Annotated in this window: 9 protein-coding genes and 1 pseudogene; 6 read left to right on the top strand and 4 right to left on the bottom strand. The window is 75.3% G+C overall.

All coding sequences use genetic code 11. From position 1 onward, the window contains the following. Positions 1 to 57 precede the first annotated feature (57 nt). Positions 58 to 1,101, top strand: a complete 1,044-nt coding sequence (locus tag OG875_RS17495; RefSeq protein WP_330175155.1) for a questin oxidase family protein — start codon at positions 58 to 60, stop codon at positions 1,099 to 1,101. A 118-nt stretch (positions 1,102 to 1,219) separates the two neighbouring features. On the opposite strand, the gene OG875_RS17490 is transcribed toward OG875_RS17495, so the two are convergent. Then, positions 1,220 to 1,603, bottom strand: coding sequence for a cold-shock protein (locus OG875_RS17490; protein ID WP_330175154.1), 384 nt, complete (start codon positions 1,601 to 1,603; stop codon positions 1,220 to 1,222). Positions 1,604 to 1,767: 164 nt separating this feature from the next. Between OG875_RS17490 and OG875_RS17485 the strand changes: the two genes are divergently transcribed. Further along, the gene (locus OG875_RS17485) at positions 1,768 to 2,133 is read left to right on the top strand and encodes a hypothetical protein (RefSeq protein ID WP_443079130.1); all 366 of its coding nucleotides are present in this window, start codon (positions 1,768 to 1,770) and stop codon (positions 2,131 to 2,133) included. Positions 2,134 to 2,189: 56 nt separating this feature from the next. Here the strand turns inward: OG875_RS17485 and OG875_RS17480 are convergent. Then, positions 2,190 to 2,843, bottom strand: a pseudogene (locus OG875_RS17480) (HAD family hydrolase); the annotation flags it as partial. Between the two features lie 221 nt (positions 2,844 to 3,064). Between OG875_RS17480 and OG875_RS17475 the strand changes: the two are divergent. Genes OG875_RS17475 through OG875_RS17465 form a run of 3 tightly spaced genes read left to right on the top strand, consistent with a single transcriptional unit; the run spans position 3,065 to position 6,131 of the window. Continuing rightward, positions 3,065 to 4,099, top strand: coding sequence for a FecCD family ABC transporter permease (locus tag OG875_RS17475; RefSeq protein ID WP_330175153.1), 1,035 nt, complete (start codon positions 3,065 to 3,067; stop codon positions 4,097 to 4,099). Next, complete coding sequence (locus OG875_RS17470) at positions 4,096 to 5,280, top strand: FecCD family ABC transporter permease (RefSeq protein ID WP_330175152.1); 1,185 nt, start codon at positions 4,096 to 4,098, stop codon at positions 5,278 to 5,280. Before OG875_RS17475 ends, OG875_RS17470 begins: the two co-directional genes overlap by 4 nt. Continuing rightward, positions 5,277 to 6,131 carry an ABC transporter ATP-binding protein gene (locus OG875_RS17465; protein WP_443079129.1) on the top strand — a complete coding sequence of 285 codons (855 nt, stop codon included), beginning with the start codon at positions 5,277 to 5,279 and terminating at the stop codon, positions 6,129 to 6,131. The genes OG875_RS17470 and OG875_RS17465 overlap by 4 nt, the downstream gene beginning before the upstream one ends. Before the next feature lie 53 nt (positions 6,132 to 6,184). Here OG875_RS17465 and OG875_RS17460 read toward each other — a convergent pair whose 3' ends face one another. Beyond that, positions 6,185 to 7,372 carry a hypothetical protein gene (locus OG875_RS17460; RefSeq protein WP_330175151.1) on the bottom strand — a complete coding sequence of 396 codons (1,188 nt, stop codon included), beginning with the start codon at positions 7,370 to 7,372 and terminating at the stop codon, positions 6,185 to 6,187. A 131-nt stretch (positions 7,373 to 7,503) separates the two neighbouring features. Further along, entirely contained in the window at positions 7,504 to 8,379 is an 876-nt protein-coding gene (locus OG875_RS17455) for a nitroreductase/quinone reductase family protein (RefSeq protein ID WP_330175150.1), read from the bottom strand. Between the two features lie 444 nt (positions 8,380 to 8,823). Between OG875_RS17455 and OG875_RS17450 the strand changes: the two genes are divergently transcribed. After that, positions 8,824 to 11,397 carry a helicase C-terminal domain-containing protein gene (locus tag OG875_RS17450; RefSeq protein WP_330175149.1) on the top strand — a complete coding sequence of 858 codons (2,574 nt, stop codon included), beginning with the start codon at positions 8,824 to 8,826 and terminating at the stop codon, positions 11,395 to 11,397. The last annotated feature ends 107 nt before the right edge of the window (positions 11,398 to 11,504 follow it).

The following is an 11,504-nucleotide window of genomic DNA, read 5'->3' as shown; positions in this document are numbered from 1 at the left end:
GGGTCTGGTCCGCGCGGCCGATCCTCGGTCGCCCGGCACCGCCCTAGCGTGACGTCCATGACCAATACACGGGTAAGCGGCGACGCGAATACGAGCGGTGTGCTTGAGGAGGCCCTGGAGCGGCTGCACGCCTCCGGCCCCGAGATCTACGAGTGGCGCCTCACCAACCACGCCCCCATGGTGGTCGAGGCACTCGCCACGCACGGGCAGTCGGCGGCCGTGCACCGGTGGCTGGACGCCTACCAGTCCAGACTGGACGACTTCCCCACCCCCGTCTCACCCATCACCCACGCCAACTGGCGCGAGGCACTGGGCGACACCCGCCGGGGGGCGGACTGGATCGGTTACTTCCTGCGCGCGATCGAGGAGCGGCCCTGGCGCGACGTGCTCGCCGAGTGGTGGCCCCGGCTGCTGCCCGGCATGTACGGCGGGTCCACCCACCCGGTGATCCGGGTCGGGCACGCCGTACGCGTCCTCACCGAGAGCGGCGAGAACGCGCCCCGCGTGGCCGAACTCGCCCACGGACTCGGCTACTGGGCCGCCCGGCACCGTCCGATCACCGGCCCCGCCCCGCTGCTCGGCACCTGGGACGCCGACGGCGCGCTCGACGCCGTACCTCCGATCGGCGAGTTGCGAGGCCGCTTCACGGAACGGCTCACACGGGTCGACCGGCTGCCGGTCTGGCCCGCCGACGTCACGGACCCGGACGAGGCACGGCGCCGGCTGACGGAACTGGTGGCCGCCGCGACCCACCGCTACGCCACCCACGGCCACGGCGAGCCGACCATGCTGGTCCACGCGGCGACGGCTCCGAACGCCGTACTGCGTACGCTGCCCGCCCTGCCCCGCGCCCAGTGGATTCCGAGCCTCCACGCGGCCTGGACGGCGTCGGCGGCGGTGACCGCGATGTACGCCCCGTCCCGGCCGGCCCCCTTCACCCCGGTCCCGGGCGTCACCACCGAGGAGGTCCTCGAACGGGCCCTGTCCCACGGCGACGAACACGTCATCAAGTTCGCCGACACGGCGGCCGACGTCGGCGACGAACGGGCGCTGACCGCCGCGCTGTGCGCCGTCGATCTGAGCGAGCCGCTCAGCTACTGAGGCGACGGGACGGCCGTGCCGGGGGTGGACCGGGTACGGAGGGGTGGGCCGGGGGACCGGGCGCGGACGGAGGGGACCGACGTACGGGCGGGGGGTGTTCCGGTCCCGACGGCCCTTCCTAGACGTCGAGTTGGTCCGCCACCGCGCGGAGGAGGCCCGCGATCTTGGCGCCCTGGGTCTTGTCGGGGTAGCGGCCCCGCTCCAGCACCGGGGTGATGTTCTCCAGGAGCGTCGTCAGGTCCTGGACGATCGAGGCCAGTTCGTCGGGCTTGCGGCGCTGGGCCGCCGCCACCGAGGGGGCCGGGTCGAGGACCGTGACCGAGAGGGCCTGGTCACCGCGCTGGCCCGCGACGACGCCGAACTCGACGCGCTGGCCGGGCTTCAGTGCCTCTACTCCGGAGGGGAGGACCGATGAGTGGACGAAGACGTCGCCGCCGTCGTCACGGGAGAGAAAGCCGAAGCCCTTCTCACGGTTGAACCACTTGACCTGGCCGGTAGGCACGTCTGTCCTCGTCCTCATGTGTCGGGGGCGCTGGCGCGCACAGAACGGCTCTGGATAGCACTACAGCGGGTCGGACGACCCGCCGTCCCCCAGGCTAGTGGTCCGGGGGCCGGTGACAAGACGTCGCCGGTTGGTTCCTGTCCGCAGGGAACTACCCTGGTCGCGTGACCCCTACTCCTTCCTCACCCACGCCGGGACCGGCCCCGGAAACCCCTGCCCGGACGACCGGACCCGGTGACCGGCTGGTCCGGATCGGCGCGATCGTCTTCATCTTCGGCGCGGTGGCCACACTGGTCACGGTGGCCCCGCTGTTCCTCGGGACGGACCCGTTCCCGACGGTCGCGTACGCCCTCTCCATGCTGATGGGCGTGGGCTTCCTGATCGCCGGCGCGGGGCTGCTGCGGTCGATCGCCGCGCAGCGCCGTCAGGCGAGGCCGGGAGCGGAGGCGCGGTCGGGGGCGGAGGCGCGGTCGGAGGCGCCGGGTTCGCCGGGTGCCGAGTCGCGGTCGGTGGCCGGTTCCGCCCCGTAGTCACCCCCGTAGTCGCCCGTGCCGTCACGCGCGTCGCCCTCGTCGCCCGGCTGGCCCGCCTGGCTCCCCGCGTACGAGCGCAGCCACGCCGGGAACGCCAGCAGGTCCGGCAGCACCACGTCGGCGCCCGCCGCCCGCAGTTCCGCCTCGTCGCAGGGACCCGTCGGGACCGCGACCGAGAGCGCCCCGGCCGTACGGGCACCCCGTACGTCGCCGGTGTGGTCGCCCACGTACACGCTCGCCCCGTGCTCGCGCAGCGCCTCCGCCTTGGCCTCCGCCCACAGCCACCCGATGACCGCGTCCGGTTCGACGCCGAGGTGAGCCAGGTGGATCCTGGCGTTCGGCTCGTGTTTCGCCGTCACCACGATGGCCCGGCCACCGAGCGCCTGTACGGCGGCGACGGCCTCGCGGGCGCCCGCCATGAGGAGCGTCGGCGCGATGGCGTGGGCCGGGTAGATCTGCCGGTACCGGTCCCCCATCTCCGCGATCCGCGCCGCCGGGAACCAGTGCGCCAACTCCTCCTCCAGCGGCGGGCCGAGCCGCGTCACGGCCAGGTCGGCGTCGATCGCGACCCCGGTCTCGGCCGACAGCGCCCGGTACACCGCGTGGATGCCGGGCCGGGAGTCGATGAGCGTCATGTCGAGGTCGAAGCCGACGGTCAGCGGTCGCGCGGCGGGCGGGCGCGGGGACGGAGCCGAGGTTGCGGTCATACCGGCATTGTGCCCGGCGGCCTTGCGGCGGTCTCCCGGCTCCCCCCGGGATCCGGCGGGCCGATGCCTAGACTTGGGCCCGCCTCTCCGAGCCTCGTCACACCGACCGTACGAACCCGTTCGAGTTCGTTCGAACATGCACGGGCCCTCGCGCACCCGATCGGTCTCCGACCGCACCCGACCGCACCCGACCGCACCCCGATTGGTCCCCCTTGGTCCCGATGCCGGCCGCCGCCCCGCCGATCCACCCCGGCAGGCGTGCCCTCGTCGCGCGCCGCGTCGGCTGGACGGCGGCGGCCTCCGTCGCGCTGCTGCTCGCGGTCCTGCTCAGCCTCGCGGTCGGTGCCCGCGCCATCGCGCCGGGCGCCGTGGCCGACGCCCTGCTCGGCGCGGGGCACGGCGACGACGCCGAAGTCGTACGGCAGTTGAGGGTGCCCCGTACCGTCGTCGCCGTGCTGGTCGGCGCCGCGCTCGCGCTCGCCGGGACGGTCCTCCAGGGCATCACCCGCAACCCCGTAGCCGACCCCGGGGTCCTCGGCATCAGCCAGGGCGCGGCGGTCGGCGTCGTGCTGGCCATCGCGTTCGCCGGGGTGCACACGCTGACCGGCTACGTGTGGTTCGCGTTCGCCGGGGCGGCGGTCGCCTCCGTGGCGGTGTACGCCGTCGCGGCCCGGGGCCGGGGCGGTGCGACGCCCGTGAAACTCGCCCTCGCCGGCGCCGCGATCAACGCGCTCCTGGTGTCCGTCACGATGGGTGTCCTCACGACGCGGGCCGCCGCGCTGGACGAGTTCCGGTTCTGGCAGGTGGGGTCGGTGGCGGGCCGGGACGCCGTACTCGTCGGCCAGGTCTGGCCGTTCCTCGCCGTCGGCGCGCTGCTGGTGGTCTCCGTGGCGCGCGGGCTGGACGCGCTCGCGCTCGGCGACGACGTCGCGAAGGGGCTCGGCCGGAACGTCGGGGCCGTACGCGTCGTGGGCGGCGTCGGCGCGACCGTGCTCGTCGGGGTCGGCGTCGCGGCGGCCGGTCCGATCGCCTTCGTCGGCCTCGCCGTCCCGCACATCGCCCGCGCGCTCGTCGGCGGCGACCACCGCTGGCTGCTGCCGGTGGCGGCGCTCGTCGGGCCGGTGATGCTGCTGGTCGCGGACGTGATCGGCCGTGTCCTGTTCCCGCCGGGCGAGGTGCCGGCCGGGGTGATGACGGCGCTGCTCGGTGCGCCGTTCCTGGTCGCTCTCGTCCGCAGGAAGGCGGTACCGGCATGAGCGACCTCAGTGACGTGAGTGACGTGAGCGAGGCGGGCGAGGCCCGTGAGGTGAGCGGCGAGCGCACGGGGGCGGGGACGGGGGCGGCCCCGTCCGACCGGGCGGTGATCGGCAAGGGCGGCGGCGGGGTGCGGCCCGTCGGATACCGCGTCGTACGGGCCCGGTTCGGCACCGCGCGCGTGTCGTTCCTCCTGCACCGGCGCGCGTCCCTCGTCGCCCTCGCCCTCTCCGTACTGCTCTGCCTCGTCTGCGTCGCCCACCTCGGCGCCGGCGAAAGCTCCGTCGCCCCCGCCGAGGTCCTGAAGGTGCTGCTGGGCCGGCCGTCGCCGGCCGAACTGGTCGTCGGCACGCTGCGCCTGCCGCGTATGACCGTCGGTCTCCTCGTCGGCGCCGCCTTCGGCGTCTCGGGCGCGCTCATCCAGACCGTCGCCCGCAACCCGCTCGCCAGCCCCGACATCATCGGTGTCTCGCAGGGCGCGAGCGCGCTGACGGTCTTCGCGATGACGTACGGCGTCGCGTCCTTCACCGTCCTGCCCTATCTCTCCGTCGTCGGCGGCCTGCTGGCCGCCGCGCTCGTGTACGTCTTCGCCTGGCGCGGCGGGCTGCACGCCACGCGCTTCGTCCTCGTCGGCATCGGTGTCGCGATCGCGCTGCGCTCGCTGACCACGCTGTTCATGACCAAGGGCGACCCGCTCGTGGCCCAGCAGGCGCAGGTGTGGATGACCGGTTCGCTCAACGGCCGGGGCTGGGACGAGGCCGGACAGCTCGGCTGGGTGCTGCTGATCCTGCTGCCCGCCGTGGCGTGGGCGGCGTACGCCCAGCGCGCGGTGTCGCTGGACGACGGCACTGCCACCGCGCTCGGCGTACGCCTGGGGCGCGTACGCCTCGGGCTGGTCCTGCTCGGAGTGGTACTTGCCTCCGTCGCGACCGGCGCCGCCGGGCCGGTGGACTTCGTGGCGCTGCTCGCCCCGCAGATCGCCCGGCGGACGACGCGTACGGCGCAGATCCCGCTGCTCTGCTCGGCGCTGCTCGGCGCGGTGATCGTCGTGCTCGCCGACCTCTGCGCGCGCAAGCTGTTCGCGCCGACCGAGCTGCCCGTGGGGGTACTCACGGCGGCGATCGGCGCCCCGTATCTGATCTGGCTGATCATCCGCAGCCGTACCGCAGGAGCCGGAACATGAGCACGGAGAAGGGCATGAGCGGGATGGTGAAGGCTCCGGTGAGCAGGCTCGCGGCGCACGAGCTGACGCTCGCGTACGACGACCGCCCGGTCGTGCACGCTCTCGAACTGGCCGTCCCCGACGGGCGGGTGACCGTCGTCGTCGGTCCGAACGCCTGCGGCAAGTCGACCACCCTGCGGGCGCTCGGTCGGCTGCTGAAGCCGAGGAGCGGCGCGGTGCTGCTGGACGGCGCCGAGCTGGCGCGCATCCCGACGCGGACGATCGCCCGGTCGATCGGCCTGCTGCCGCAGTCGCCGTCCGCGCCGGAGGCGATCACCGTCGCGGACCTGGTGGCGCGCGGGCGCCAGCCGCATCAGCGCTGGTGGCAGCAGTGGTCGGCGCGGGACGAGCGGGCGGTCACGGAGGCGATGGCGCGTACGGACGTCACCGAACTGGCCGGACGGCCGGTCGACGAGCTGTCCGGCGGCCAGCGGCAGCGCGTGTGGATCGCGATGGCGCTGGCGCAGGAGACGGATCTGCTGCTGCTGGACGAGCCGACGACGTTCCTCGACATCGCCCACCAGGTGGAGGTCCTGGACCTGGTGCGGCGGCTCAACCACGAGCAGGGACGCACGGTGGTGATGGTGCTGCACGACCTCAACCAGGCGGCGCGGTACGCCGATCACCTGGTGGCCATGAAGGAGGGGCGGATCGTGGCCGAGGGCCCGCCCGGCGAGGTCGTGACGGCGGAGCTGGTGCGGGAGGTGTTCGGCCTCGCGTCGGTGGTGGTGCCGGACCCGGTGACCGGGTCGCCGCTGGTGGTGCCGGGGGCGCCGTACCGGCCGGGGGACGGGGCGGCCGGCCCGGTGTGACGCCCGTACGCGTGGCGGAAGGCCCGGCTCGGCGGGGCGGCGCGCTCCCCGTCTCAGCGGCGGCGCGAGCGCCACACCAGGAAGAGCGCCGAGCTGACGGCGGCCACCCGGACGACCACCGGCAGCGCCTCCGTGATCGAGTCGCCCATCGCGCCCGCCGGGATGGGTTCGCCCCAGCGCCCGGTCGTACGGCCCCACAACCAGAGCCCGGCACCGGCGACCGTCACGATCGGCAGGCCGAAGACCGCCAGTTTCGCCTCGAAGGGTGACAGGCGGCGGGAGGCGTACGCGAGGACCCAGCCACCCGCGAGCGCCAGCCAGGAGCCGAGGATCGCGCCGACGACGAGGAGCCCGGCGGCCAGCAGCAGGAACGGGTTGGTGAGCTGGAATCCGGGTCGGGCCTTCTCGGCGGGAGCGACGACCACGGCCGGGGCCGAGGGGGCGGACTTCTTCGTACGGCGCGGCAGGCGCGGCAGCAGACGGGGCAGCAGCCCGCCCGGTTCGGTCTTCTCCACGGGCTCCGGCGCGGCTGCCGCGGCTTCCGCCTCCTTCGCGAGGCGGGCCTTCTCGGCGAGTTCCTCGGGGGTGGGCGGCGGTTTCAGTATCTCGGGGATCTCGACGCCGCCGACGAAACCGGAGACGCCGGTGGCCGTGCCCAGCGGGCCGGGGTCGACGCGCCACCAGTCCGGTTCGCTGCCGGACACGCCGAGTTCGTGCGTGGGGGCCAGGTGGGGCGGGGAGGCGGTGGGCGGGGCGGACGGCTCGGGTGCGGACCCGCGTGTCTGCTTCGGCAGCGACGCCCCGCCGCCCAGGCCGAGTCCGAGGCCCCGGCCGCGTCCGCGCCGCGCGCGTTGCTTCGGGAGCGCGGGCCCGGACGGGGGCGGCGGGCCGGCCCCCGGCTCCTCGCCGCCAAGGCTCCAGCTCCCGGCGGGACTTCCGCCGCCCGCGGAACCGGAACCACCCCCGGAACCGAAACCACCCGCGGAGCCGGAGCCGCCCGTAAAGCCGGAGTTGCCGTCCGCCGCCGCGCCCACCACGTCGTCCGGCGAGCCGAGCCGGCCCAGGATGCGGCGGACGGCGGCCGGGCTGTCGCCGCCGAACGTGCCGCGCTGCCGGTCGATCTCGCCGCGCAGTCCGGCGACGAGTCTCATCCGCTCACCGGAGGGCAACTGCCGCTGCTGGGCCACGTCTCCGACCCGGCTCAGATAGTCGTAGACGAGCTGGTCGCTCTCGATCCCCACAGTGCCCTCCGCTGACGCGCCCGCCGTACGCTGCCGATGGTGTCGCGCTCGTACCCGTACGTCCAGTACGACATACGGGCACGGCGTCACCCCGGCAGTCGCCGGGCGACCACCCGGCGATCACCCGGCGATCACCTGGCGGGGGGCGGCCACGGAACGTCCGCCAGCAGCGGCAGGATCATCTCCTCCTCATAGTCCAGGTGCGCGGTCAGCTCCGCCGTCATCTCCGTCAACTCGGCCCGGAAGCGGGCGGGTTCGACCGTTCCGAGGTCGGCGAGCAGGGCCACCAGTCCGTCCTGGAGACGCGCGACCGTACGGTGCTCGGCGCTCAGCCGGTCGAAGACCTCGGCCAAGTACGGGTGATACTGGGCGATTCCGGGGAAAAGGTGCCCGTCCTCGGCGGTGTGGTGGAACTCCAGCGCCTGGCAGAACGCAAGGCAGCGCTGCCGGATCTGGAACCCGAGGCTCGGCGCGGGCGGCGCGCCGGGGCCCTCGTGGGCGGCGAGCGCCGTGAGGTGGGCGTCCACGTCGTCGGTCACCAGCCGCAGTTGGGCGCGCAGTTGGCCGTGCACCTCCTGGAGCTTGTCGGCGAGGGTCCTGACCCGGCGCGGGCTCTCCCCGGCCGTGGCGCGCTCCAGCACCACGACCGGCGGGGCCGGGGCCGCCCCGTCGGCGGTACCGGGCGCGTCGGCCAGGGCTGCCGGGGCGGTCGGGGCCGGCGCGCCGGCCGGGATCGCGAGGGCCTGGAAGGAGTCGTCGCCGATCTCGACGCCCACCACCGGGTGGTCGAGCAGATCCTGGTACCAGGCGGGGAGACGGCCGGGGGCGTCCGGGTCGGACGCGACGACGAGGAAGGACTCGCCCCGGCGGGCGTACCCGAGCCGGACGGTCCGGGCGGCGGACCCCGGCGCCGCGCTCGTGGTGGTCAGCAGAAGGACGTCCGCGCCCTCGGTGTCGGCGGCGGCGGGATCGGCGAGGGAGTCATGGGGCGACGTGGGCATGCGCATGCGTTTCTGGCTCTCCGAAGAAGGGGCGCGGCCCCCGGGGACCGGCGCGGAAAAGCGGAAAAGAAAGTGGAAGGGGGAGGTGGAAAGGGAGAAGGGACGCGCGGTCGCGGTGGCGCCGCTGGGCGCTCGCTCGCTGCGTCGGATCACGCGCGACGCGTCAGACGCGTCGGATACGGGTCGCGGAGTGTGTACTCATGGCGGAGTCCTCGTATGAAGGGTGCTCGCCCGGTCACCGGCCCGCCCACTGCTCTTCGGCCGGCGCCACGCGGCACCGCCCCCATTACACGCAGCTCTCCCGCGCCTGTCAACAAACCTCAACACCCGCCCCGGCACCGCCCCTTGGCCCGCGCCGTCCGTCGCCCCGGCGGCCGGCGCCCCGGTCAGCGGCCCCGCAGGGGCTAACGTGGGGCGGATGGGAACCAGCTGAACGCCCTGGAGGCGCACGTGTCCGAACGATCCGGCGGAACGCCCCCGCGTACGCTCGCGGAGGCCCTGCGCACCCGCGACGACGACGCGCTGGCCGCCCTGCTGCGCGCGCGTCCCGACCTGCTGAGCCCCGTCCCCAACGACCTCGGCCAGCTCGCCACCCGGGCCGGTACCCGCGCCTCCGTCATGCGGGCGCTGGAGCGGCTCGACCGTTTCACGCTCCAGACCGCCGAGGCGCTGGCGGCGGCGGCCGAGCCCGCCTCGTACGAAGGCGTCCGCGCGCTGATGACCGGCGACGAGGGTGATCCGCGTGTCGAGGCGGCCCTGCCGCGCGCCGTCGACGCGCTGCGCGAGCAGGCGCTGATCTGGGGCGCCGACGACCGGCTGCGGCTGGTCCGCACGGCCCGCGAGATCCTGGCCCCGTCGCCCGGCCACCCGTCCCCGACCGGGCTCGGGCCGACCGTCGCCGAGGCCACGGCGGGGATGTCGCCGGGCCGCCTCCAGGAGATCATCACCACCGCCGGGCTGCCCTCCACGCACGACCCGGTCTCGGCGGTCGCCGCGCTGACCACGCTGTTCACCGACCGCACCCGGATGGCGGCGCTCCTCGACACCGCCCCGTCCGAGTCGCTGGCCGTGCTCGACCGGCTGGTGTGGGGGCCGCCGTACGGCGAGATCACCTCCAAGCCCGCGCCGCCCGTGCAGTGGCTGCGGGACCACGGGCTGCTGCTGCCGACCTCGACGCGCACCGTCGTACTGCCGCGCGAGGCCGCGCTGCATCTGCGGGGCGGGCGCGCGCACCGGCACACCGAGCCGGAGCCGCCGGAGATCCTCCCGCACCCCTCGGCGGTGTCGGTGGCCTCGGCGGCGTCGGCCGTGCCGGGGGCCTCGGCGTCCGCCGGCCGTCCACAGGTTGTGGACAGCGCGGCGGCGGCGCAGGCGTACACGGCGCTGGAGACGGTCGAGGAGCTGGCCCGGGAGTGGAACGAGGGCGGCCCGAACGTCCTGCGCGCCGGTGGCCTCTCCGTACGGGACCTCAAACGCACCGCCACCGCCCTGGACGTCACCGAGCCCGTGGCCGCCTTCTGGGTCGAACTCGCCTACGCGGCAGGGCTGTTGGCGGCGGACGGACAGGCGGACGAACGGTACGCGCCGACGCCCGCCTACGACGAGTGGCCCGACCTGCCGCCCGCCGAACGGTGGGCGCGGCTGGCCGCCGCCTGGCTCACCGCCACCCGCACGGCGGGCCTGGTCGGCAGCCAGGACAGCAAGGGCCGTACGCTCGCCGCCCTCGGCCCCGATCTGGACCGGGGCAGCGCGCCGGAAGTACGGCGCCATGTGCTCGACCTGCTCGCGAGTCTCCCCGAGGGCACCGCGCCGGACGCCGAGAGCGTGCTCGCCCGGCTGCGCTGGGAGCGCCCGCTGCGCGGCACGGCGGCGAACCGGCCCGAGGACCTGCGGGCGCGCGTCGCCGCCTGGACGCTGAACGAGGCGGAGATGCTCGGAGTCACCGGCCGGGGCGCCCTGTCGTCGCACGGCCGCGCGCTGATCGCCGAGACGCCCGGCGGAACCGGGGGCACGGCGGTCCCGAAGCCCGTCTCCCGCGCGGGAGACTCCGGCGCGGAACTCTCCGTGGGCGGTCTGCGCGCCGCCCACGCGCTCGCGCCCCACCTCCCCGAACCGCTCGACCACGTACTCCTCCAGGCCGACCTGACGGCCGTCGCCCCCGGCCCGCTGCTGCGCCCGCTGGCCGAGACGCTGTCCGTGCTGGCCGACGTCGAGTCCCGGGGCGGCGCCACCGTCTACCGCTTCACGCCCGCCTCCGTACGCCGCGCGCTCGACGCCGGGCAGGCGGCGTCCGACCTGCACGCCTTCCTCGCGGCGCACAGCCGTACGCCGGTGCCGCAGCCGCTCAGCTACCTGATCGACGACATGGCGCGGCGCCACGGGCATCTGCGGATCGGCTCGGCGTCGGCGTACGTGCGCTGCGACGACGAGGCCGTCCTGGAGGAGATCCTGGCCGACCGGCGCTCGGGCGCCCTGCGGCTGCGCCGTCTCGCACCCACGGTCCTCGCGACCCAGGCCGACCCCCGGACACTGCTGGAAGGGCTGCGCGCGATGGGCCTGGCGCCCACCGCCGAGTCCCCCGAGGGCGATGTCCTGGTCACCCGGGCGCACGCGCACCGCACCCCGCCGCGTACACCGCCCGCCCCCGTGCCGGACGGCCCGCCGGTGCCCGCGCCGACACTGCTCGGGGCGGCGGTACGGGCGATCCGGGCGGGTGACCAGGCGGCCAACGCCGTACGCGCGACGCTCCCCGACCCGGTCACCTCCACGGCGCCGACGGGCGGCGAACTGCCGCGCACCGCACCGGCGGAGACGCTGGCGACGGTGCAGGCGGCGGCGCTGACGGGCTCGGCGGTCTGGATCGGGTACGTCAACGCGGAGGGCGCGGCGAGCCAGCGCGTGATCGCGCCGGTGCGGGTCGAGGGCGGTTTCGTGACGGCGTACGACCACACGGCGGACGAGGTCCGCACATACCCGCTGCACCGCATCACGGGAGTGGCGGAACTGGCGGACGACCCGGCGTAGGGCGCCGCCGGGAGAAGGGGGCCGGGAGGGCCGGGAGGACCGGGTCCGGGAGGCCCGGGAGGCCCGGGTCCGGGTCCGGGTCCGGGTCCGGGTCCGGGTCCGGGTCC

The organism is Streptomyces sp. NBC_01498 (assembly GCF_036327775.1).
GTDB lineage: Bacteria > Actinomycetota > Actinomycetes > Streptomycetales > Streptomycetaceae > Streptomyces.
Note: the sequence above shows the minus strand (reverse complement) of the source record. Positions and strands in the feature narration are given on the sequence as shown.